21 protein-coding genes are annotated in these 21845 nt (G+C 68.8%); 15 read left to right on the forward strand and 6 right to left on the reverse strand.

The window, feature by feature from the left end:
• Nucleotides 1-9: 9 nt before the first annotated feature.
• Nucleotides 10-1344: a glutamate--tRNA ligase gene (gene gltX, locus ACT541_RS08120; RefSeq protein ID WP_476135738.1), complete on the forward strand. Its 1335-nt coding sequence runs from the start codon at nt 10-12 to the stop codon at nt 1342-1344.
• Here gltX and ACT541_RS08125 read toward each other — a convergent pair.
• Nucleotides 1307-2449, reverse strand: coding sequence for a DUF2865 domain-containing protein (locus tag ACT541_RS08125; RefSeq protein WP_476135740.1), 1143 nt, complete (start codon nt 2447-2449; stop codon nt 1307-1309). The genes gltX and ACT541_RS08125 overlap by 38 nt on opposite strands.
• A gap of 193 nt (nt 2450-2642) precedes the next feature.
• Here ACT541_RS08125 and ACT541_RS08130 point away from each other — a divergent pair, with 193 nt between their 5' ends.
• The 7 genes from ACT541_RS08130 (at nt 2643) to cimA (ending at nt 8131) form a co-directional block, all read left to right on the forward strand.
• Entirely contained in the window at nt 2643-3152 is a 510-nt protein-coding gene (locus ACT541_RS08130; RefSeq protein WP_476135742.1) for a CreA family protein, read from the forward strand.
• An 8-nt stretch (nt 3153-3160) separates the two neighbouring features.
• Nucleotides 3161-3373 carry a hypothetical protein gene (locus ACT541_RS08135; protein WP_476135743.1) on the forward strand — a complete coding sequence of 71 codons (213 nt, stop codon included), beginning with the start codon at nt 3161-3163 and terminating at the stop codon, nt 3371-3373.
• A gap of 86 nt (nt 3374-3459) precedes the next feature.
• Entirely contained in the window at nt 3460-4227 is a 768-nt protein-coding gene (locus tag ACT541_RS08140) for a sulfite exporter TauE/SafE family protein (RefSeq protein ID WP_476135745.1), read from the forward strand.
• 239 nt (nt 4228-4466) lie between these two features.
• Nucleotides 4467-5861, forward strand: a complete 1395-nt coding sequence (gene cysS / locus ACT541_RS08145) for a cysteine--tRNA ligase (protein ID WP_476135747.1) — start codon at nt 4467-4469, stop codon at nt 5859-5861.
• Between the two features lie 22 nt (nt 5862-5883).
• Complete coding sequence (locus ACT541_RS08150) at nt 5884-6009, forward strand: hypothetical protein (RefSeq protein ID WP_476135749.1); 126 nt, start codon at nt 5884-5886, stop codon at nt 6007-6009.
• A 30-nt stretch (nt 6010-6039) separates the two neighbouring features.
• Entirely contained in the window at nt 6040-6513 is a 474-nt protein-coding gene (locus ACT541_RS08155; protein ID WP_476135751.1) for a GFA family protein, read from the forward strand.
• Between the two features lie 19 nt (nt 6514-6532).
• Nucleotides 6533-8131: a citramalate synthase gene (gene cimA / locus ACT541_RS08160; protein ID WP_476135753.1), complete on the forward strand. Its 1599-nt coding sequence runs from the start codon at nt 6533-6535 to the stop codon at nt 8129-8131.
• Between the two features lie 13 nt (nt 8132-8144).
• On the opposite strand, the gene ACT541_RS08165 is transcribed toward cimA, so the two are convergent.
• Complete coding sequence (locus ACT541_RS08165; RefSeq protein WP_476135755.1) at nt 8145-8765, reverse strand: LOG family protein; 621 nt, start codon at nt 8763-8765, stop codon at nt 8145-8147.
• A 198-nt stretch (nt 8766-8963) separates the two neighbouring features.
• On the opposite strand from ACT541_RS08165, the gene ACT541_RS08170 reads away from it, so the two are divergent.
• The 3 genes from ACT541_RS08170 (at nt 8964) to ACT541_RS08180 (ending at nt 12592) form a co-directional block, all read left to right on the forward strand.
• The gene (locus ACT541_RS08170; protein ID WP_476135757.1) at nt 8964-10862 is read left to right on the forward strand and encodes an ABCB family ABC transporter ATP-binding protein/permease; all 1899 of its coding nucleotides are present in this window, start codon (nt 8964-8966) and stop codon (nt 10860-10862) included.
• A gap of 148 nt (nt 10863-11010) precedes the next feature.
• A complete protein-coding gene (locus ACT541_RS08175) occupies nt 11011-11715 on the forward strand; it encodes a phosphatidylserine decarboxylase (protein ID WP_476135759.1) in 705 nt (234 codons plus the stop codon).
• 28 nt (nt 11716-11743) lie between these two features.
• A complete protein-coding gene (locus ACT541_RS08180) occupies nt 11744-12592 on the forward strand; it encodes a CDP-alcohol phosphatidyltransferase family protein (RefSeq protein WP_476135761.1) in 849 nt (282 codons plus the stop codon).
• A gap of 3 nt (nt 12593-12595) precedes the next feature.
• On the opposite strand, the gene ACT541_RS08185 is transcribed toward ACT541_RS08180, so the two are convergent.
• On the reverse strand, nt 12596-12850 hold the full coding sequence (locus ACT541_RS08185) for a hypothetical protein (RefSeq protein ID WP_476135763.1): 255 nt from the start codon (nt 12848-12850) through the stop codon (nt 12596-12598).
• 230 nt (nt 12851-13080) lie between these two features.
• On the opposite strand from ACT541_RS08185, the gene ACT541_RS08190 reads away from it, so the two are divergent.
• Together ACT541_RS08190 and puuE are read left to right on the forward strand one after the other, a co-directional pair.
• Nucleotides 13081-13518: a hypothetical protein gene (locus ACT541_RS08190; RefSeq protein ID WP_476135764.1), complete on the forward strand. Its 438-nt coding sequence runs from the start codon at nt 13081-13083 to the stop codon at nt 13516-13518.
• A 106-nt stretch (nt 13519-13624) separates the two neighbouring features.
• Nucleotides 13625-14548 carry an allantoinase PuuE gene (gene puuE / locus ACT541_RS08195; protein WP_476135766.1) on the forward strand — a complete coding sequence of 308 codons (924 nt, stop codon included), beginning with the start codon at nt 13625-13627 and terminating at the stop codon, nt 14546-14548.
• Between the two features lie 83 nt (nt 14549-14631).
• Here the strand turns inward: puuE and ACT541_RS08200 are convergent, their stop codons facing one another.
• From ACT541_RS08200 to ACT541_RS08210, 3 genes are all read right to left on the reverse strand, one after another.
• Complete coding sequence (locus ACT541_RS08200) at nt 14632-16317, reverse strand: methyl-accepting chemotaxis protein (RefSeq protein ID WP_476135768.1); 1686 nt, start codon at nt 16315-16317, stop codon at nt 14632-14634.
• Nucleotides 16318-16586: 269 nt separating this feature from the next.
• Nucleotides 16587-17696 carry an ATP-dependent DNA helicase gene (locus ACT541_RS08205; RefSeq protein WP_476135770.1) on the reverse strand — a complete coding sequence of 370 codons (1110 nt, stop codon included), beginning with the start codon at nt 17694-17696 and terminating at the stop codon, nt 16587-16589.
• A gap of 81 nt (nt 17697-17777) precedes the next feature.
• Nucleotides 17778-18719 (reverse strand): AEC family transporter, encoded by a 942-nt coding sequence (locus tag ACT541_RS08210; protein ID WP_476135772.1) that lies wholly within the window; start codon nt 18717-18719, stop codon nt 17778-17780.
• Between the two features lie 231 nt (nt 18720-18950).
• On the opposite strand from ACT541_RS08210, the gene ilvD reads away from it, so the two are divergent.
• Together ilvD and lepB are read left to right on the forward strand one after the other, a co-directional pair.
• Nucleotides 18951-20807 carry a dihydroxy-acid dehydratase gene (ilvD, locus tag ACT541_RS08215; protein ID WP_476135774.1) on the forward strand — a complete coding sequence of 619 codons (1857 nt, stop codon included), beginning with the start codon at nt 18951-18953 and terminating at the stop codon, nt 20805-20807.
• A gap of 76 nt (nt 20808-20883) precedes the next feature.
• On the forward strand, nt 20884-21810 hold the full coding sequence (lepB, locus tag ACT541_RS08220) for a signal peptidase I (RefSeq protein WP_476135776.1): 927 nt from the start codon (nt 20884-20886) through the stop codon (nt 21808-21810).
• Nucleotides 21811-21845: the final 35 nt, after the last annotated feature.

Here is a 21845-nt window from a genome sequence, read left to right on the forward strand (position 1 = left end):
GGATCCCCCGTGACCGCACCCGTCACCCGCTTCGCGCCGTCGCCGTCCGGCCTGATCCACATCGGCAACGCGCGCACCGCGCTCCTGAACTTCCTCTGGGCCAAGGCCCGCGGGGGGACGTTCATCCTGCGCTACGACGACACCGACACCGAGCGCTCGAAGCGCGAATATGCCGACGCCATCGCCGAGGATCTCGCCTGGCTCGGCATCGTGCCGGATCGTGTCGAGCGCCAGTCGGAACGGCTCGATCGCTACGCCCTCGCCGTCGAACGGCTGAAGGCGGCCGACCGTCTCTATCCCGCCTTCGAGACGCCCGACGAACTCGAGCGCCGCCGTCGCCGCCAGCTCGCCCGCGGCCTGCCGCCGATCTACGACCGCGCGGCGCTGACGCTGACCCCCGACGAGATCGCCGCCTTCGAGGCCGAGGGTCGCCGGCCGCACTGGCGCTTCCGCCTCGACGGCAGGCCGGTCACGTGGGAGGACGGCGTGCGCGGCCGTCAGTCGGTCGACACCGCCTCGCTCTCCGATCCGGTGCTGATCCGCGCCGACGGCACCTGCCTCTACACGCTCGGTTCGGTCGTCGACGACATCGAGATGGGCGTGACCGACGTCGTTCGTGGCGAGGACCACGTCACCAATACCGGCGTCCAGATCGAGATCTTCGAGGCGCTCGGCGGCCCGGTGCCGCGCTTCGCCCATCACAATCTGCTGGCCGCGACGACCGGCGAGGCGCTGTCGAAGCGGCTCGGCTCGCTCTCCATTCGCTCGCTTCGCGACGCCGGCTACGAGGCGATGACCGTCGCCTCGATCGCCGTGCTGATCGGCTCGTCGGAAGAGGTCCACGCCTATCCGGATCTCGAAAGCCTCGCGCCCCACGCCGAACTCTCGGCGATGTCACGCTCGACCGCCAAGTTCGATCCCCACGAGCTCGACACGATCAACGCCCGCCTCGTCCATCACCTCGGCCACGCCGAGGTGCGCGACAGGCTCGCCGCCCTCGACGCCGATCTCGGCGAGGCCTTCTGGCTCGCGGTGCGCGACAATCTGGCGAAGCTCGCCGACGTCGCCGAATGGGCCGAGGTGGTTCGCTCCGACGCGGTGTCGGTGAAGGCGGACGGGCAGGGCGAGTTCCTCGCCGAAGCCGTGCGTCTCCTTCCCGAGGAGCCGTGGGACGAGACGACCTGGGGGCTCTGGACCAAGGCGATCCAGGCGGCGACCGGGCGCAAGGGCCGCGATCTCTTCCTGCCGCTGCGCCTCGCGCTCACCGGCCGCGATCACGGGCCGGAGATGAAGCGCCTCATGCCGCTCATCGGTCGGAGAAGTACTTCGGCCCGACTGTCCTGACCTTCGGCGCCGCGGGAAGCTCGGATTCGGCGATCTTGGCGGCGGCCTCGGCCGAGACCGGGGTCTGCGGCGCGACGTCGTCGATGGCGAGGCCGGACATCCGCAGCGCCTGCGTCTCGGGATCCTGATCGGGGGCCGGGCGGACACGCGGCAGCGGCGCCCCGGCGTCGATGCCCGCCCGCGCCTCGCGCGTGCCCATCAGCCCGCCGGCGCCCGCCGGGATCGCCTTGAGGTCGGGCGCGCCGCAGCTGCAGTTCGACACCACCTTGGTGCGATAGACGAAGGCGTTCGGCAGCCGGGTGATCGGCGTGCCGTCGTCGGCGGCGACCGCGTCCTCCGCCTCCTGGCCCGTCGTGTCGTGATAGTAGAGCCGGGTCTCGGCCGCCGGGCACAGCGCCTTGCAGACGTTGGCGTCGGTCTTCATCCGCGCCCGCGAGGCGTTGAACGTCACGGGGAAGAAGAAGCCGTCGCAGGTGCGGACGCAGAGCGTGCGGTAGTTGCCCGACCACGCACCCGCCCCGCCGATCGTCGTCTCGCCGCCGGCGGTGAGCGCGGCGTTCGGGTCGCCGTCACCGGGGTAGATGGTGACGCCCGACGGCGCCGCCCGCCCGGGCTCGTAAGGTGCGGGCCGCGTCTGCGAGCCGCGCGGCTCGAACAGGAACGAGAACAGCGAGCGCTGCTGCTGTTGCGGCGCCGGCTGTTGATAGGTCTGCACCCCCGGCGGCGGTTCGAAACGCCCGTGCGGCGGGCCGGGCGGCGGCGGCACGAAGCGCGACGGCTCGGGGGCGCGGGCGGCGGCCGAGCCGCCCATCCGGGCATGCTGGCGCTCGAGCCGCGCCAGATTGTCGGCCATCAGCTTGGCGCGGTCGTCGATCGCGGCGCAGCGCGGATCGCCCGGCGCGCCGCAGCGCGCCCGCGCCGCGCGGTTGGTGGCGATCGCCTCGCGCTGTTCGCGGATCGCCGAGGCATACTGGTCGACCGCCGACTGGGCCGAAGCGAAGGACGGCGCGAGGACGGCGCACAGCAGCGCGACCGCGGCCGGGATCGCCCGTGCGAACCCCCGCGTGCGTCGGCGCACCGTCGCTCTGCCCCTCGTTTCGAACATGTCCGTCCCCGTCGTCGCCCCGGCGACACCTCCGTCGGGACGAGCTATAACCCGCATTTGGTAGCCAAAGTCAAAACGCGGACGCCTGTCGGGCCCGGTCGTCGCGAACGGCGGCGATCCGGGCGATTTCGGGCCTTCGTACCGCCCGAATCGTCGGATGCTCTGGCACCTCGCCATTCCGCGGGAGTACCCCATGACGTCGCGCCTCGCCTTCGCTCTCCTCGCCTTCGCCCTCGCGGCGGTGCCCCTTTCGGCGCGCGCCGAGGAGCCCGATCTGGTCTTCAAGAAGTCGACGGTGTGGAAGCTGCTCACCCCCGACGACAAGCTCGCGGTCTACGGCATCGACGATCCCGACGTCGAAGGCGTCGCCTGTCACTTCACCGTTCCCGAGCGCGGCGGCGTCAAGGGCATGCTCGGTGTCGCCGAACAGACCTCCGACGTCTCGCTCGCCTGCCGTCAGGTCGGCCCGGTCAAGTTCAAGCGCCCGTTGGCGCAGGGCGACGAGATGTTCCGCGAACGACGCTCGCTCTTCTTCAAGAAGATGCAGATCGTGCGCGGTTGCGACGCCAAACGCAACGTCCTCGTCTACATGGTCTATACCGACAAGATCATCGAAGGCAGCCCGAAGAATTCCACCTCCTCGGTGCCGCTGATGCCCTGGGGCGTCGAGCCGCCGCCGCGCTGCGCCGACTTCGTCAAGTGAGCCGACCGATGAAGCCCGTCCTCCTCGCGCTCGCCCTGATCGTCGCCGCCCCGCTGGCGGCCGCCGCCCAGACCGCGACCACCACCCGCACCGCCGCCGACCGCGCGCTCGAGCGCTGCCGCGCCGAGATCGGCTGGAGCCGCATGACGGCGGTGCAGCAGGCCTCGGCCGACACGCGCTTCCGCCTCCAACTCTGCCTGAAGCGCGCCACGCTGCGCTGACGGTTCCCACCCGTCCGTTTCCGCCGTCCGGCCGCAGGGTCGGGCGGCGCATGTTCTTCCGCCCCGCGCGGCTCCCGAGGTGTTCCATGTTTCCCGATCAATGGCCGTTGCTGCTCGGCGCTTCCTTCTTCGCCGGCATGGTCGACGCGGTCGGTGGCGGTGGTGGTCTGATCCAGGTGCCGGCGCTGCTCGCACTCTTCCCGACGACCTCGATCCCGGCGCTCTTCGGCACCAACAAGGTGGCGAGCGTGGTGGGTACGGCGGCGGCGGCGCTGCACTTCGTCCGCCGGGTGAGGATGCCCTGGCTGATCGTGATCCCGGCGACCATCGCCGCCTTCGTCGGCTCGTTCTCCGGTGCGATCTTCGCCTCGTCGCTGCCGCGCCGGGTGATGCTGCCCCTGGTCATCGTGCTGATGATCGGCGCCGCGCTCTACACCTTCCTCAAGAAGGACTTCGGCAGCGTCGCCACCCGTGAGCCGGTCGCCGCCGACCGGCCGAAGGCGGCCGCGATGGGCGGCGGTATCGGCTTCTACGACGGCATCTTCGGTCCCGGCACGGGTTCGTTCCTGATCTTCGGCTTCGTCCGCCTCTTCGGCCTCGACATGGTCAGGGCGAACGCCGCCACCAAGATCGTCAACGCCACGACCAACATCGCCGCCATCCTGTTCTTCGCGGCGTCGGGGGCGGTGATGTGGCCGGTGGCACTCGCCATGGCGGCGGCGAACTTCCTCGGCGCCCAGGTCGGCGCCCGCGTCGCGCTGCGCTACGGCTCGAAGTTCCTGCGCAAGGTCTTCCTGATCGCGGTGGTGGCGCTCATCGTCAAACTGGTGATCGACTTCGCGCGGACCTTCTGAAGCATCCGCGCTCCCTTGACGGCAGGCCCGAAATCCGTCACTTCTCGCGCCATGACGAACGGACCCGTCGCGCGTCTCGCGCAGATCGCCATTTGCATTATTTGCGGCTAGCAGCTTCGCTGGCCCGGTTCCGTCTGTCTTTCCTCGAAAAGCCCAGATGAAACCCCGGCCGGCGGGCGGGGAAATTCGTCTCGACGTTCATGGTCCGCGTTGAAATGCGGCATTCGAGGAGACCGGTCGTGGTCCTGAAGCTCTACAACACGCTCACTCGCGAGAAGGAAGACTTCTCGCCGATCGATCCCGCCAACGTGCGCATGTACGTCTGCGGGCCGACGGTCTACGACTTCGCCCACATCGGCAATGCCCGCCCGGTCATCGTCTTCGACCTGCTCTTCCGCCTGCTGCGCCACCTCTACGGCACCAGTGCCGTGACCTACGTGCGCAACATCACGGACGTCGACGACAAGATCAATGCGCGCGCCGCCCGCGACTTCCCCGGTCTCGCGCTCAACGACGCGATCCGCCAGGTGACGAGCGCGACCGAGGCGCAGTTCCAGGCCGACGTCACAGCGCTCGGCACGCTGGCGCCCACCGTCCAGCCGCGCGCCACCGAGCACATCGCCGAGATGATCGCCATCATCGAGCGGCTGATCGCCTCCGGCCATGCCTATGCCGCCGAAGGCCACGTCCTCTTCGACGTGCCGTCGATGGCCGACTACGGCCGCCTGTCGCGCCGTCCGCTCGACGACATGATCGCCGGCGCCCGCGTCGACGTCGCGCCCTACAAGCGCGGCGAGATGGACTTCGTGCTGTGGAAGCCGTCGACCGAGAACGAGCCCGGCTGGGAGAGCCCCTGGGGCCGCGGCCGTCCGGGCTGGCACCTCGAGTGCTCCGCCATGAGCTGGAAGCACCTCGGCGAGACCTTCGACATCCACGGCGGCGGCATCGATCTGGTCTTCCCGCATCACGAGAACGAGGTCGCCCAGTCGCGTTGCGCCTTCGGCCACGACGTGATGGCGAACGTCTGGATGCACAACGGCTTCCTTCAGGTCGAAGGCGAGAAGATGTCGAAGTCGCTCGGCAACTTCCTCACCATCAACCAGTTGCTCGCCGACTGGCCGGGCGAGGTGCTGCGCTTCACCATGATGAAGACGCACTATCGCCAGCCGATCGACTGGACCGTGAAGAGCCTCGAGGAGAGCTGGAAGACGCTCGACGACTGGTACTGGTTCGCCGGCGACGTCCCCGGCACCCGTCCGGCCAAGGCGGTCGTCGAGGCGCTCTGCGACGACCTCTCGACCCCGAAGGCGATCGCCGAGCTGCATGCGCTGAGGAACGCCGCCCAGCGCACCGGCGGCGAGGGCGCCCGCGACGCGCTCGCGGGTTCGCTCCGCTTCCTCGGCTTCTTCGCCGACACGGGCGAGGCCTGGGCGGCGCGCCGCAAGTCGGCCGTCGAGGTCGACGTCGCCGCCGTCGAGGCGCTGATCGCCGATCGTCTGGCCGCCCGTCAGGCCCGCAACTGGGCCGAGAGCGACCGCATTCGCGACCAGCTGACGGCGATGGGTCTCGTCATCAAGGACGCCAAGGATCCGGCAACCGGCGAGATGAAGACGACGTGGGAACCGGCGCGATGACGCGCTCTGGGGAACCGGCACGATGAGCGATCCGGGAAAGCGCGAGCCGATGAATCCGGTGTTGAAGGTCTCGATCTTCATCGCGGTGAAGATCGCGCTGCTCTCGGCGCTCACGGTCGTCGTCCTGCGCTGGAAGGGGCTGATCTGAAGAGGCCGATCCGAAGGGGAGGGACTTGCCATGACGGGGTTCACCGGTGGGTGCCAGTGCGGCGCCATCCGTTTTCGTTGTGAGGATCTCGGACGCGCGTCGATCTGCCATTGCCGCATGTGCCAGAAGGCCTTCGGCGGGCATTACGGACCGCTCGTCACCGCCAAGGGTCTGGTGTGGACCCGCGGCGAGCCCAAGCGCTTCCGCTCGTCGAACAAGATCGCCCGTGGCTTCTGCCCCGACTGCGGCACGCCGCTGACCTACGAGCCGGACGGCTTCCCCGTGGTCGAGGTGGCGCTCGGCGCCTTCGATCATCCCGCCGACATCCGCCCGGCGATCCAGGTCGGCGTCGAGAGCCGCATGCCCTGGTTCCACGAACTGGCGGGGCTCCCCGGCCGCCCGCCCGAGCAGCAGGCGACGGCGGAGACCTTCTTCGCCGACATCGTCTCCTACCAGCATCCCGACCACGACACGGCCGAATGGCCGCCGCGCGCCGACGCGTGACAGAGCCGAGAGAAGTCCGATGAAAGAGCGCGTCCACCTCTTCGACACCACCCTGCGCGACGGTGCACAGACCTCCGGCGTCGACTTCACCCTCGACGACAAGGTGAAGATCGCCCGTCTGCTCGACGATCTCGGCGTCGACTATGTCGAGGGCGGCTATCCCGGCGCCAACCCGACCGACAGCGCCTTCTTCGAGGAGAAGCGCACCAAGCGCGCCCGCTTCACCGCCTTCGGCATGACCAAGCGCGCCGGCGTCTCGGTGTCGAACGACCCCGGCCTCGCTGCGCTGCTCGCGGCCGCCGCCGACGCCAACTGTTTCGTCGCCAAGTCCTGGGACTACCACGTCCACGTCGCGCTCGGCACGACGCTCGAGGAGAACGTCGCCTGCGTCCGCCAGACGGTGGAAGCGGCGATCGCCCGCGGCCGCGAGGCGATGATCGACTGCGAGCACTTCTTCGACGGTTGGAAGGCGAACCCCGCCTATGCCCTCGAGGTCGCTCGCGCGGCCTACGACAGCGGCGCCCGTTGGGTCGTGCTCTGCGACACCAACGGCGGTACCCTGCCGCACGAGGTCGACGCGATCGTCCGCGCCGTGACGGAAGTGGTGCCCGGCAGCCATCTCGGCATCCATGCCCACGACGACACCGGCCAGGCGGTCGCCAACTCGCTCGCCGCGGTGCGCGCCGGCGTGCGTCAGGTCCAGGGCACGCTCAACGGCATCGGCGAGCGCTGCGGCAACGCCAATCTGGTGACGATCATCGGCACGCTGTCGTTGAAGCCGGAGTTCTCCGACCGCTTCGTCACCGGCGTCGAGGCCGGAAAGCTGAAGGAGCTGACCCACGTCAGCCGCGCCTTCGACGACATCCTCAACCGCTCGCCCAATCGGCATGCGCCGTATGTCGGCGCCAATGCCTTCGCCACCAAGGCCGGGATCCACGCCTCGGCGATCGTCAAGGACCCCAAGACCTACGAGCACGTCGAGCCCGAGAGCGTCGGCAATCGCCGCCGGGTGCTCGTCTCCGATCAGGCCGGCAAGTCGAACCTCCTCGCCGAACTCGCCCGTTTCGGCATCGAGGTCGACAAGGCCAACCCGAAGCTCGACACGTTGCTCTCGGAAGTGAAGGAGCGCGAGGCGCGCGGCTTCTCCTACGAGGCGGCGGACGCCTCGCTGGAACTGCTCGCCCGCCGCACCCTCGGTGCCGTGCCGCGCTACTTCGACGTCCAGTCCTTCCGCGTCATCGTCGGCCAGCGCTCGGACGGCATGGGCGAGATGGTCACCCAGTCGGAGGCGATCGTGAAGGTGCGCATCGGCGAGGACCTGTTCCTGTCGGTGGCGGAGGGCAACGGCCCGGTCAACGCCCTCGACGCGGCGCTGCGCAAGGATCTCGGCCCCTATCAGGCGGCGATCGAGGATCTCGAGCTGGTCGACTTCAAGGTCCGCATCCTCAACGGCGGCACGGGGGCGACGACCCGCGTCCTGATCGAGAGCCGCGACGGCGCCAAGAACCATTGGACGACGATCGGCGTCAGCGAGAACATCATCGACGCCTCGTTCCAGGCGCTGATGGACTCGGTGGTCTACAAGCTGGTGAAGGCCGGGGTCGAGAAGGCGGGGTGAGGGGCGGCGCCCCTCACATCTTCTTCAGATCCACCGCCGCCTGTTCCGCGGTGATCGCCTGATCGGCCTGTTCGGCGAGCTGGCCGAGGCGCTTGCGCATCTTCGGCAGGATCTCGTCGATCGCGTTCGCCACACCGTAGGAGAGTTCGAAGCGCGGGCGGATGAAGGCGCTGTCCTTCATGTGGGAGAGCAGCGCCACGAACGGGTCCCAGAAGCCGGCGATGTTGGCGAGCACGATCGGCTTGGCGTGCTGGCCGAGCTGCGCCCAGGTCATCTGTTCGACCACCTCCTCGAGCGTGCCGATGCCGCCCGGCAGCGCCACGAAGGCGTCGGCGTGGTCGAACATCAGCCGCTTGCGCTCGTGCATGTCGGCGGTGACGATCAGCTCGGAGACCTCCGGCAGCATCACCTCCATGTCGACCAGGAACTGCGGGATGATGCCCGTCACCTTGCCGCCCCCGGCGAGGCAGGCGCGCGCCGCCGCCCCCATCAGGCCGAGCGAGCCGCCGCCGTAGACGAGGCGGATGCCTTCACGCGCCAGCAGTCGGCCGAGATCGACCGCCGCCGTCTCGAAGGCCGGATCGGCACCCTTGCCGGAACCGCAGTAGATGCAGATGGAGGAAAGCGCGCTCACAGGGGGGATCTCCGTCGTCGGCCCGGATCGGGCTTTCGCGATGCAGCATGGGTCAAGTCTATCCGCTTCGCCCGCCCGTGGAACCCCTTTCGCGAAAGAACGGCCCGTCGGGGCCGCCCTGCGCGCCATGGGGTTTGAATTCCGCCGCCGACGCCTTACATGGAAACGTTCCAAGCCCGCCTTCCCGAAGAGATTCCCATGTCGCGACACCACAAGCCCGTCGGCCCGAACGTTCCGGTCGGCGACGGCAAGACGCTCGAGACGCTGCGCGAGCTGTGGCCCCACCTGTGGCCCGCCGCCCGTCCCGACCTGAAGCGTGCCGTGATCTGGGCGCTGCTCGCCCTCGTTGCCGGCAAGGTGCTGACGGTGTGGATGCCCTACGTCTACAAGTGGACGACGGACGCGCTCGCCCCCTCGGGCGCCGGGCCGACCGCCACCGGGCTTCTCGCCGCGCCGATCATGCTGGTCGTCGCCTGGGGCATGGTGCGGATCGCCTCCAACGGCTTCAACCAGCTGCGCGACGCGCTCTTCGCCGCCGTCGGCCAGCACGCCGTGCGCGAACTCGCCACCGAGACCTTCCGCCACCTCCACGCCCTGTCGCTGCGTTTCCACCTGCAGCGCCGCACCGGCGGCCTCTCCCGCATCGTCGAGCGCGGCGCCAAGGGCATCGAGACCATCGTCCGCATCTCCATCCTCGCCGGCTTCCCGACCATCGTGGAATTCGCCCTGATGGCGGCGGTGATCCTGTGGGAGTTCGACTGGACCTACGTCGCCGTCATCGCGGTGACGACCTGGATCTACGTCTGGTTCTCGGTCAAGGCGTCGGACTGGCGGATGGACATCCGCCGCGACATGAACGACGCCGACAACGACTCCATGTCGAAGGCGGTCGACAGCCTGCTCAACTTCGAGACGGTGAAGTATTTCGGCGCCGAGCGCCTCGAGGCCGATCGCTACGATCGCGCCATGGCGAAATACGAGCGCGCCGCCATCCGCACCTACACCTCGCTCTCCTGGCTCAACATGGGCCAGGCGGTGATCTTCTCGATCGGCATGGCGGCCTGCATGGGCCTGTCGGCCTGGTCGGTGTCGAAGGGCGAGCAGTCGGTCGGCCACTTCGTAATGATCAACGCGCTGATGATGCAGCTGTCGGTGCCGCTCAACTTCATCGGCACGCTCTATCGCGAGATCAAGCAGTCGCTCGTCGACATCGAGAGCCTGTTCTCGATCCTCGGACAGCCGGCCGAGGTCGCCGACAAGCCGGACGCCAAGCCCCTCGTGGTGCGCGACGCCACCATCCGCTTCGAGGACGTCCACTTCGCCTACGATCCCGAGCGCCAGATCCTCAAGGGCGTCACCTTCGAGGTGCCGGCCGGCAAGACCGTCGCCATCGTCGGCCCCTCGGGGGCGGGCAAGTCGACCATCTCGCGGCTGCTCTTCCGCTTCTTCGACGTCAAGGGCGGCCGCATCACCGTCGACGGCCAGGACATCCGCGACGTGACGCAGGAGAGCCTGCGCGGCGCCATCGGCATGGTTCCGCAGGACACGGTGCTGTTCAACGACACCATCGCCTACAACATCCGCTACGGCCGCCCCGACGCCTCGGAAGAGGACGTGCGCGAGGCCGCCCGCCTCGCCCAGATCGCCGATTTCGTCGAGCGTCTGCCCAAGCACTGGGAGACGGAAGTCGGCGAGCGCGGCCTCAAGCTCTCGGGCGGCGAGAAGCAGCGCGTGGCGATCGCCCGCACCATTCTCAAGGCGCCGCCGATCCTGATGCTCGACGAGGCGACCTCGGCGCTCGACACCCACACCGAACGCGAGATCCAGGAGGCGCTCGACCGCGTCTCGCGCAACCGCACCACGCTGGTCATCGCCCACCGCCTGTCGACGGTGGTCGGCGCCGACGAGATCCTGGTGCTCGACAAGGGCGTCGTCGCCGAACGCGGCCGCCACGAGGAGCTCCTCGCCAGGGGTGGTCTCTACGCCTCGATGTGGACCCGCCAGCGCGCCGCCGACGAGGCCCGCGAACAGCTGGAGAAGACCGAGGCCGAAGACCCGTTCGGCATCGTCAAGCGCGGCGCACCGGCGGCGGAGTGAGGGGCGGGCCGTGTGCCCGCCGAACCGCCTGCGCCGACGTGCGGCCTTTTCTTCGCCGCCGTTCCCGTATAGGTCCTTGGGCACCCTGCGCCCGCGCGCACCGAGACGAGACCCCGCGCACCCGCGCTGATAGACGAGAGCTGACGGCATGGATTCCCTCTGGGCGACGATCACCAAGGCCTTCCCCCCGGTCAATCGCGAAGGCTGGCCCTTCGTGGCGATCGCGCTGATCCTGACGCTGGTGCTCGGCGCCTTCTGGCAGCCGCTGTTCTGGATCCTGCTCGGTCTGACGATCTGGGTCGCCGCCTTCTTCCGTGATCCGGTCCGTGTCACCCCCGAGGCCGAGGGCCTGGTGGTCGCCCCCGCCGACGGCCGCGTCTCCCATGTCGGCGAGGTCCTGCCGCCGCCGGAACTGGGTCTTCCGGCCGAGCCGATGCTGCGCGTGTCGATCTTCATGAACGTGTTCAACGTCCACGTGAACCGCATGCCGATCACCGGCGAGATCGAGAAGATCGCCTACACGCCCGGCAAGTTCCTCAACGCCGAGCTCGACAAGGCGTCCGAATTCAACGAGCGCAACGGCTTCGTCATCCGCCATTCGCTCGGCACCATCGGCTGCGTCCAGATCGCCGGCCTCGTCGCCCGCCGCATCGTCACCTGGACGACCGAGGGCTCGCACCACACGGTCGGCACCCGCATCGGCATGATCCGCTTCGGCTCGCGCCTCGACGTCTATCTGCCGGTCGGCACCGTGGCCAAGGTGGCGCTGGGCCAGACGACGATCGCCGGCGAGACCATCCTCGCCGACCTGACGACGGGCGGCGCCGCCGCGCCGGTCTACCACGCCGCCTGATCGGGCGACCGCATCCGGAGATCGGACGATGAGCGAGCTTTTTCCCGAAGTCGACCACCAGTCGATCCGCACCGGGCGCCGTTTCGCGCGCCTGCGCTCGCTGCCCTTCCGCGTCATCCTGCCCAATCTGGTGACGCTGCTGGCGCTCTGCGCCGGCCTCACCGGCATCCGCATGGGTCTCGACGGCCGCTTCGAATGGGCGGTCGGCGCGGTGGTGCTCGCCGCCCTGCTCGATGCCGTCGACGGCCGCGTCGCGCGCTGGCTGAAGGGAACCTCGCGCTTCGGCGCCGAGCTCGACAGCCTCGCCGACTTCGTCAACTTCGGCGTCGTGCCGGGTCTGCTGCTCTACATCTGGGTGCTGAAGCTCGCCGGCAACTTCGGCTGGATCGCGGTGCTCGCCTATGTGCTCGGCGCCGTGCTGCGCCTCGCCCGTTTCAACACCCAGCTCGACACCGAGAAGCCCGCCTGGCAGGCGAACTTCTTCACCGGCATGCCGGCGCCCGCCGGCGCCATCGCCGCGCTGCTGCCGCTCTATCTGGCGCAGATCTTCGAGTTCGCCCCCGCCCGTCCGATCGCCGGCGTGGTCGCGATCTATCTCGCGCTCGTCGCCTTCCTGATGGTTTCGACCATCCCGACCTGGTCGGGCAAGAAGATCGGCGCCCGGGTGCCGCGCGAGCAGGTCGTGCCGATGATCGTCGCGGTGGTGATGCTGATCGCCTTCCTGGTCAGCTGGCCGTTCCCGTTCCTGGCGATCGCCACCATCGCCTATCTCGTCTGCATTCCTCTCGGCTGGCATGCCTTCCGGCGTCTGGACCGCGCCCACAAGGCGGCGGAAGCCTCGGTGCCGCAGCCCGACGTCGACGACGTCGGTCTTTGAGCCTCAGCGCCGCGCCACGCCCGCGATGACCGCGACGCGGGCCGACAGGCTCGCCTCGGGAAAGGCGTCGCACAGGCACTTCAGCGCCTCGGCGTCGCTCGTCGGTCGCATCCGGGCGAGAAAGGCCCGCATCTCGGCGATGCGCGCGTCGATCGCCATGGCATGGGCATCGGCCTGCCAGCCCGGCGGACACTCGCCGAGGACCCTGGTGGTCGGCGTCCATTCTGCGACGCCGGGCGACGTCTTTCTGTCCGTCATGTCGCGCTCCGTGGCCTCTTCGAGTGAGTCGATCGACTGGCAGATGACAAAGCACGTTTCGTGCCATCGTCATTCTGTCGGATTGCCGCCATCCGTGCCCGATCGTCGCACGCGATCGTGACGTTTTCGACGGCGTCTGCATCTTTTTGTCTACTTCGGCGCTTTTCCTCTGTGCGGGACGAGACGCCGCGCTATCCTCTTCTCCGAGAGCGCTTCGGGAGACAGCCCGCATGAACGACGATCGTCGCGATGGGGAATTCGAGCCGAGCGACCCCATGCTCGCCGACCCCGATCTCGCCCTGGCGGGTGGGCCGCGTCGCCTGCGCGACGACCCGCTGCTCCGCCTCTTCGCGGTCAACTGGCTGATCGGCGCAGCGGTCGCGCTGGTGCTCGTCGCCGTCGTGCTGGTGACCGACACCGCCCACCTGCGTTCGCTGATCATGCGCTCGAGCGAGCCGTGGATCGGCCTCATCCTTCTTGTCTTCGGCTTCCTCGTCACCATGTGCTCGGTCGCCATGGCGACGGCGGTGATGCTGCTGCCCAAGGACGACGACGACGACGGTCCGGGCGGCGGCATGAGGCTCGAGGTGCTGAAGCTTCCGACCCCCGCGCCGCGGCTCGAGCCCGTGCCGATCCGCGTCGCCCCTTCGCGGTCGCGGCGGCGCTGAGCGGCTCTCCGTTTCCCGAATGGATGGTCTCCGCGCGGCGGGGGTTGAATTCGCGCCGGCGACGGACGCACTGTATGCGTCACCGTATACGCTGCGAGGGTGACCCATGACCGCCGATACCGCCTATCCCCGCGACCTGATCGGCTACGGCCGCAACCCGCCGGACCCGAAGTGGCCGGGCGGCGCGCGCGTGGCGGTGCAGTTCGTGGTGAACTACGAGGAGGGCGGCGAGAACTGCATCCTGCACGGCGATGCCGCCTCCGAGGCCTTCCTCTCCGACGTGCTCGGCGCCCAGCCCTGGCCGGGCCAGCGCCACATGAACGTCGAGAGCATGTACGAATACGGCTCGCGCGCCGGCTTCTGGCGACTGTGGCGGATGTTCACCGCCCGCGAGATGCCGGTCACCGTCTACGGCGTCGCCACCGCGCTCGCCCGCAATCCCGAGATCGTCGCGGCGATGAAGGAGGCGAACTGGGAGATCGCCAGCCACGGCCTGAAGTGGATCGACTACCGCCACTTCACCGCGGAAGAGGAACGCGCCCACGTCGAAGAGGCGATCCGCATCCACACGCAAGTGACCGGCTCGCGCCCGCTCGGCTGGTACACCGGCCGCACCTCGGTCAACACCCGCGATCTGGTCAAGGCGGAAGGCGGCTTCGTCTACGACAGCGACACCTATGCCGACGACCTGCCCTATTGGGAGGAGGGCCCGAAGGGGCCGCATCTCGTCATCCCCTACAGCCTCGAGACCAACGACATGCGGTTCTCGAACGCGCCGGGCTTCACCGAGAGCGTGCAGTTCTTCCAGTATCTCAAGGACACGTTCGACGTCCTGTGGGAGGAGGGGGCGACGAGCCCGAAGATGATGTCGGTCGGCCTCCACTGCCGCATCGTCGGTCGCCCCGGCCGCGCCGCCGGTCTCGCCCGCTTCCTCGACTACATCGCGTCGAAGGAGAAGGTGTGGATCCCGCGCCGCATCGACATCGCCTGGCACTGGCACTCCCACCATCGCCCCGCCGACGCGGGCTGAGGTCGGTCGATCCGACGACGTCGAAACGAAAGAGGCCGCCCATGAGGCGGCCTCTTTGTGCATGCGGGCGGGACGATCGGGCGTCAGGCCGCCGCGACGTCCTGGAGGAAACGCGAGATGCGGCCGTCGAGTTCGCTGGCGGCCTCGGCCAGTTCCTTGGCGACACCGGTGACCTCGTCGGCGACGCGCGAGGTGTCGTCGACGGCGCCGGCCACCCGCGAGATCGCCTCGGTGAGCAGCGCGGTGTCGCGTGCCACGTCGCGCGAACGGTCGGAGATCTGGTTGGTGGTGGCGGTCTGTTCCTCGACGGCCTGCGCGATGGTCGAGCTCGAATTCTCGATCGCCTCCAGCGAATGCGTCACCGAGGCGATCTGACGAACCGCCTCGCGGGTCGCCGACTGGATGGCGGCGACGCTGCCGCCGATCTCTTCGGTGGCCTTGGTGGTCTGGGTGGCGAGCTGCTTGACCTCGGAGGCGACGACCGCGAAGCCCTTGCCCGCCTCACCGGCCCGCGCCGCCTCGATCGTGGCGTTGAGGGCGAGGAGATTGGTCTGGTCGGCGATGGCGCGGATCAGGTCGACGACGACGCCGATCTTCTCGGCGGTGTCGGCGAGCGCGGCGACGCCCTGGCGCGCCTCGCGACCCTGTTCGGCGCCTTCCGAGGTGATGCGGCCGGCCTCGGAGGTCTGGCGGCCGACGTCGATGACGGTCGACGACAGTTCCGACGTCGCATGCGCCACGGCGGCGACGTGCTCGGCGTCGGCATAGGCGAGTTTCTCGGCCTCGTGCATCGACTGGCCGGTCTCGCGCGCCGTCTTGGTCAGCTCTTCGGCCGAGACCGTCATGTCCTGCGCCGTGGTGCGGACGAAGGCGACGATCTGTGCCGCCTCGCCGCGGAAGTCGGAGATGATCTTCTCGATGCGGCCGGCGCGGGCATTGTGCTCGTCGGCGATGTTGGCCTCCTCGAGCTTCAGCGCGTCACGCTCGATCATCGACTGACGGAACACCTCGACGGCGCGGGCGATCTCGCCGACCTCGTCGTTGCGGACCGTGTAGGGGACCTTGCCCGAGGTGTCGCCGGCGGCGAGCTCGTCCATGACGCCGGTCAGGCGGTTGATCGGGCGCGAGATGCCGCGGCCGAGCCACAGCGCATAGATCACGAAGGCGACCATCGCCGGCGTGCAGCCGGCGGAGATCCACATCACGGTGCGGATGATGGTCGTGTCGACGTCGGTCACGTGGGTGCCGGAGCCGATCATCCAGTCGAAGCCGGGGACGGTCAGGGCATAGGCGCTCTTGCGGCTGATCGAACCGTCGCCCGGCCGCTTCCACTGATAGTCGACGAAGCCGCCGCCCGCCGCGGCGACCGCCATCATCTCCTTCATCAGCATCTTGCCGTCGGCGGTGATCACGCCCTTGGCGTCGGAGCCGACCTTCAGGTCGGGATTGCCGGAGGCGACCAGATGGCCGGCCTTGTCGTAGGCGAAGATGTAGTTGTCGCCCTCGAAACGGATCGCCGCGATTGCCTCGGCGCCTGCCTTGCGGGCGGCCTCCGGCGTCATCTCGCCGGCCGCGACCTTGCGCTGCAATCCGCCGAGATGGGAGGCGGTGGTGTCGATCACCGCCTTGGCCTGCTGCTGGCGCAGCTCGATCATCGCCTCGCGGAACTGGTAGATCGCATAGATCGTTCCGGCACTCATGATCACGACCGCGATGGCGATGATCGTGAGAAACCGAAGCCCGAGGGTCAGTTTGATGCGGCTGAACATGTTTTCTTGTTCCGGCTCTCGCAGGCGTTCCGCTGCAAAAATAGGCCGTGGTGGTTAAAGAAATCATTGCGTCACAGCGATTTGCCCGCATACGGGAAACCACGTGGCCGTACAGTTTCCACGCGAAGCTGACGCGACGTCAGAAAAATTAGACGAAAGGCTGATATCGTTGTCGCGGTAGAATTCGCGGGAAACCGCCGCAATCGAGACTGAAAACGATTTCGTGATGTCCCGCCGGGCATCACGTCGACGAGAGGGCCGGATTGCCCTCACGTCACGATAGTGAGACGCTCTGCCGCACGCGTAATGCCGGTGTAGAGCCAGCGGGCGCGATGTTCCTTGAAGGCGAAGCTCTCGTCGAACAGGACGACGTCGTCCCACTGCGAACCTTGCGACTTGTGGACGGTCAACGCGTAACCGTAGTCGAATTCGTCCGATCGACGACGCAACTGCCAGGGCAGAGCATCTTCGCCGCCTTCGAAGAAGGCCGGTAGAACCGAGGCAGCGATGCGTCGCCGCTCGGTCGTGTCTTCCGCTGCGAGGTCGAACTTCAGGAAGGCGCCCTTCGGGCTCTTCACCCGGGTGACGCGATAGAGGCCGCCGTTCTGGATGCCCTTGGTCTTGTCGTTCCTGAGGCAGACGAGCTTCTCGCCGACCTCGGGCGTCGAGGCGGTGTAGCCGCGCAGTTCGCGGATGCGCCTGTTGTAGAGATGCCGCGTCTTGTTGCGCCCGACCAGCACCTGATCGGCGGCGAGGATGCGGTCGGCGGTGATGTCGCGCCGGCCGATCACCGCGGCCTCGCCGTAGTCGCCCGGCTCGAGGTCGCGCCCCTCGCGGATGTCCATCGACAGGCGGATGATCGGATTGTGCGCCGCCTGCCGGTGCACTTCCGTCAGCATCACGTCGGGCGTCGCCTCGGTGAAGTAGCCGCCGCCCTTGACCGGCGGCAGCTGCGCCGGATCGCCGAGCACCAGCGTCTTCTTGCCGAAGGAGAGCAGGTCGCGCCCGAGCTCCTCGTCGACCATCGAGCATTCGTCGATGACGATCAGATCGGCCTTGGCGGCGTCCGAGTTGCGGTTGAGGGTGAAGGAGAAGGTCTCCTCCTCTTCCTCTTCGTCTTCGGCCGGGCGTTTGGGGCGATAGATCATCGAATGGATGGTCGAGGCGCCGTCGCAGCCCTTGGAGCGCATCACCAGCGCCGCCTTGCCGGTGAAGGCGCCGAAACAGACGTCGCCGTCGACGCCCTCGGCGATGTGACGGGCGAGCGTCGTCTTGCCGGTGCCGGCATAGCCGAACAGGCGGAAGACCTGTCGATCACCGCGCTTCAGCCAGTCGGCGATCTCGACCAGCGCGCGATCCTGTTGGGGTGCCCATTCCATGCGACGCCGATCCTCGTCGATTCCCTCGAGCAAGGTTCTACAGGGATCGGAACAAAATGAAAACAGAGGTTGCGGGCTCGCTCACCGCGCCCCGAGCAGCGTCAGCCAGCCGACCGAGGTGAGGACGCCGAGCGCCGTGGTCAGCGCCACCACGCCGGCCCCCAGCCGCTGACCGGCGCCGAACTGGCTCGCCAGCATGAAGACGTTGATGCCCGCCGGCACGCCGGCCACCACGACCAGCGGCCCGGTGTCGGCGGCGTCGAGCCCGACCAGCCGGCAGGTCGCCAGCACCAGCGCCGGCATCGCCACCAGCTTCAGCGTCGAGATCGCCAGCGACGGCGCGACGTCGCCGCGGATGCCGCGGAAGTGCATGCTCATGCCGAGCGACAGCAGCGCCACCGGGCTCGCCATCTCGGCGATCGACTGCACCGTCTTCAGCGCGACGCCGGTCGGCTTCAGCGCGAAGAAGCGGAAGGCGAGGCCGGCGAAGATGCCGAGCACGATCGGATTGGTCGCCAGCGCCTTGAGGATCCGCCAGACGGTCCGGAGCGCCCCGCCGGGCGCGTCCTTGCCCGAGGCGTGCGTCATCATCAGCGTCGCCGCCGTCATCATGATCGGCATGTGGACGGAGATGATCAGCGTGACGATCAGCGCGCCGTGGTCGCCGTAGGCCTTCTGCGCCAGCGGCAGGCCGACGAAGGCGGTGTTGGCGAAGGCCGCCCCCATGCCGCCGACGACCGCCGTGCGGGGATCGCGGCCGAAGACGCGGGCGGTGACGACGTGGCCGATCGCCCAGGAGATCGCCGCCGCCGGGAAGTAGCAGGCCCACAGGGCCCAGGGCGACACCGCGCCGAAGTCGGCGAAGACGATGGTGCGGAAGATCAGCATCGGGATGCCGACGGCACCTGCGACGATCGCCAGCCCGTCCGCCGCCTGCGGTCCGATGGTGCGCGTCACCGCCATCACCCAGCCGATGGCGACGAAGGCGAAGATCGGCACGACGGTTTCGAGGGCGAAGAGCATGGGCATCCCGTATCGATCGACGGCAGGATGCCGGGCGGATCGTCCTGTTTTCGCTAACACGATCGATTCGATTTGAACACGGCGGCCCTCGCATGGGACGGTTCCCGTCGCGGCATGCGTCGAAGTCCGTCGTCTGCCTCTGGTCTCGACGCCCGTATCGAGCTATTTGAACCGCTCCGAGATCGCCGGAATCCGTCGCGCCTCGCCGCGACCTCCTCGAAGGAAGAGCCGATGCCCGCCTATCGTTCCCGCACCTCCACCCATGGCCGCAACATGGCCGGCGCCCGCGGTCTGTGGCGCGCCACCGGCATGAAGGACGGCGACTTCGGCAAGCCGATCATCGCCGTGGTGAACTCCTTCACCCAGTTCGTGCCCGGCCACGTCCATCTCAAGGACCTCGGCCAGCTGGTCGCCCGCGAGATCGAGCGCGCCGGCGGCGTCGCCAAGGAGATGAACACGATCGCCATCGACGACGGCATCGCCATGGGCCACGACGGCATGCTCTATTCGCTGCCGTCGCGCGACCTGATCGCCGACTCGGTCGAATACATGGTCAACGGCCACTGCGCCGACGCCATGGTCTGCATCTCCAACTGCGACAAGATCACCCCCGGCATGCTGATGGCGTCGCTGCGCCTCAACATCCCGACGATCTTCGTCTCCGGCGGCCCGATGGAGGCCGGCAAGGTGCTGCTGTCGACCGGCGACACCAAGTCGGTCGACCTGATCGACGCGATGATCGCCGCCGCCGACGACAAGGTGTCCGACGAGGACGTGAAGTCCTACGAGCGCTCGGCCTGCCCGACCTGCGGCTCGTGCTCGGGCATGTTCACCGCCAACTCGATGAACTGCCTGACCGAGGCGCTCGGCCTGTCGCTGCCCGGCAACGGCTCGACGCTCGCCACCCACGCCGATCGCGAGCGCCTGTTCCTCGAGGCCGGCCGGCTGATCGTCGATCTCGCCAAGCGCTATTACGAGGGGAACGACGAGAGCGTCCTGCCGCGTTCCATCGCCGGCAAGCCGGCCTTCGAGAACGCCATGACGCTCGACATCGCCATGGGCGGCTCGACCAACACCGTGCTGCATCTCCTCGCCGCGGCGCAGGAGGCGGGCGTCGACTTCCAGATGGCCGACATCGACCGTCTGTCGCGTCGCGTGCCCTGCCTCTCCAAGGTCGCCCCGGCGGTCGCGAACGTCCACATGGAAGACGTCCACCGCGCCGGCGGCATCTTCGCCATCCTCGGCGAACTGGAGCGTGCCGGCCTGCTGACGACCGACCTGCCGACCGTCCACGCGCCTTCGCTGAAGGCGGCGATCGACACCTGGGACATCGTGCGCTCGAACGACCCGGCGGTGGCCGAGTTCTACAAGGCGGCTCCGGGCGGCGTGCCGTCGCTGACCGCCTTCTCGCAGGCCCGTCGCTGGGACAGCCTCGACACCGACCGCGCCAAGGGCGTCATCCGCGACGCCGCCCACGCCTTCTCCAAGGACGGCGGCCTGGCGGTCCTCTTCGGCAACATCGCGCTCGACGGCTGCATCGTGAAGACGGCCGGCGTCGACGAGTCGATCCTGAAGTTCGAAGGCGAGGTGAAGATCTACGAGAGCCAGGACGCCGCGGTCGCCGGCATCCTCGGCGGCAAGGTCGTCGCCGGTGACGTCGTCGTCATCCGCTACGAGGGCCCCAAGGGCGGCCCCGGCATGCAGGAGATGCTCTATCCGACGAGCTATCTGAAGTCGAAGGGCCTCGGCAAGGCCTGCGCGCTCCTGACCGACGGCCGCTTCTCCGGCGGCACCTCGGGCCTGTCGATCGGCCACGCCTCGCCGGAAGCGGCGGAAGGTGGCGCCATCGGTCTGGTCGAGGCCGGCGATCGCATCCGCATCGACATCCCGGCCCGCACCATCGACCTCCTCGTCTCCGACGAGGTGCTGGCCGATCGCCGTGCGAAGATGGAGGCCAAGGGCAAGGCCGCCTGGAAGCCGGCCGAACCGCGCGCCCGCAAGGTCTCGGCGGCGCTGCGCGCCTACGCCGCCATGGCGACCTCGGCCGCCAAGGGCGCAGTCCGCGACGTCAGCCAGATCGAACGCTGAGCGGCGCCGAAGCCACGTTCAGTCTCCGACCGTGCTACCCTGCGTTCATCGTCAGGGCGGCACGGCGGGGACGGACATGACGGACGGCGAACAGTTCATCGAAGCGGCGACGGCCGTCCGGCCGCGGCGATGGTGGATCGCCGCGCCGCTCGGCGTTCTGGCGCCGGTGATCGGCTATCTCTACGTCGGGCGCCCGCGTGCCGCGCTGGGGGCCCTGCTGTTCACCGAACTCTCGGTCTTCTCGTCCTGGATGGCGATCGGCCGCGCCCTTGCCCGGCCGATCGTCGGCCCGGCCGTCTTTGCGGCGATTGCCCTGATCTCCGTCGCGATGTTCGTCGACATCGTCCGGAGCGCCCTGCGGGCGCGCGATTTCACGCCCGGCCGTTGGAACCGGCCGTGGATCTACGCGAGCGCCGCCGCCTTCCTCGTCGTTCCCGGGCTGGTCTCGGCGTGGTTGCCGGGCCTCTCCGAGGACGAGCACGCCACCCGCTCCTTCACTCTGATGTCCTCGTCGATGTACCCGACGATCCGCGCCGGCGAGATCGTCCTGTGCGACATGCGCGCCTACGACGACGCCCCGCCGGCGATCGGCGACGTCGTCGTCTTCCGCCGGCCGGGCGAACCGGACGTCATCGCCGTCTCGCGCGTCGTCGCCGGCCCCGGCTCCACCGTCGCGGTGCGCGATGGGATCCCGATCGCCGACGATCGACCGCCGACCGTCGTCGACGAAGGCCCGGGCGAGGTGCCCGGCGAGCGCTTCCTGTCGGTGACGGCGCCCGATGGCCGCCGCTGGCGGATGGCCAGCGGTCCCGGTGAGGGGGGGCTCAGGACCGTGGCGCCGATCGCCCTTTCGACCGACCAGTGGTTCGTCGTCGGTGATCGCACCGACAATGCCGTCGACAGCCGGATGTTCGGACCGATCTCGCGTGCCGATCTCGTCGGCCGCGCCGGATGGATCGTCTGGCCGTCCGCGTGGTCGCGCCTCGGCCGGGCGGTCGAGTGACCGGGGGCTGCCGCCGGTCCGCCGGTCCGCCGGCA

It is taken from the genome of Pinisolibacter sp. DMC100 (genome assembly GCF_056313705.1).

Excerpts from the sequence above, each read along its gene's own strand:
- ACT541_RS08180 (WP_476135761.1), top strand. The coding sequence starts at position 11,744 with ATGAGCGAGCTTTTTCCCGAAGTCGACCACCAGTCGATCCGCACCGGG.
- puuE (WP_476135766.1), top strand. The coding sequence starts at position 13,625 with ATGACCGCCGATACCGCCTATCCCCGCGACCTGATCGGCTACGGCCGC.
- ACT541_RS08185 (WP_476135763.1), bottom strand. The coding sequence starts at position 12,850 with ATGACGGACAGAAAGACGTCGCCCGGCGTCGCAGAATGGACGCCGACC.
- ACT541_RS08130 (WP_476135742.1), top strand. The coding sequence starts at position 2,643 with ATGACGTCGCGCCTCGCCTTCGCTCTCCTCGCCTTCGCCCTCGCGGCG.
- ACT541_RS08135 (WP_476135743.1), top strand. The coding sequence starts at position 3,161 with ATGAAGCCCGTCCTCCTCGCGCTCGCCCTGATCGTCGCCGCCCCGCTG.
- cimA (WP_476135753.1), top strand. The coding sequence starts at position 6,533 with ATGAAAGAGCGCGTCCACCTCTTCGACACCACCCTGCGCGACGGTGCA.
- ACT541_RS08210 (WP_476135772.1), bottom strand. The coding sequence starts at position 18,719 with ATGCTCTTCGCCCTCGAAACCGTCGTGCCGATCTTCGCCTTCGTCGCC.
- ilvD (WP_476135774.1), top strand. The coding sequence starts at position 18,951 with ATGCCCGCCTATCGTTCCCGCACCTCCACCCATGGCCGCAACATGGCC.
- lepB (WP_476135776.1), top strand. The coding sequence starts at position 20,884 with ATGACGGACGGCGAACAGTTCATCGAAGCGGCGACGGCCGTCCGGCCG.
- ACT541_RS08190 (WP_476135764.1), top strand. The coding sequence starts at position 13,081 with ATGAACGACGATCGTCGCGATGGGGAATTCGAGCCGAGCGACCCCATG.
- ACT541_RS08150 (WP_476135749.1), top strand. The coding sequence starts at position 5,884 with ATGAGCGATCCGGGAAAGCGCGAGCCGATGAATCCGGTGTTGAAGGTC.
- ACT541_RS08125 (WP_476135740.1), bottom strand. The coding sequence starts at position 2,449 with ATGTTCGAAACGAGGGGCAGAGCGACGGTGCGCCGACGCACGCGGGGG.
- ACT541_RS08175 (WP_476135759.1), top strand. The coding sequence starts at position 11,011 with ATGGATTCCCTCTGGGCGACGATCACCAAGGCCTTCCCCCCGGTCAAT.
- ACT541_RS08200 (WP_476135768.1), bottom strand. The coding sequence starts at position 16,317 with ATGTTCAGCCGCATCAAACTGACCCTCGGGCTTCGGTTTCTCACGATC.
- ACT541_RS08205 (WP_476135770.1), bottom strand. The coding sequence starts at position 17,696 with ATGGAATGGGCACCCCAACAGGATCGCGCGCTGGTCGAGATCGCCGAC.
- ACT541_RS08170 (WP_476135757.1), top strand. The coding sequence starts at position 8,964 with ATGTCGCGACACCACAAGCCCGTCGGCCCGAACGTTCCGGTCGGCGAC.
- ACT541_RS08155 (WP_476135751.1), top strand. The coding sequence starts at position 6,040 with ATGACGGGGTTCACCGGTGGGTGCCAGTGCGGCGCCATCCGTTTTCGT.
- ACT541_RS08140 (WP_476135745.1), top strand. The coding sequence starts at position 3,460 with ATGTTTCCCGATCAATGGCCGTTGCTGCTCGGCGCTTCCTTCTTCGCC.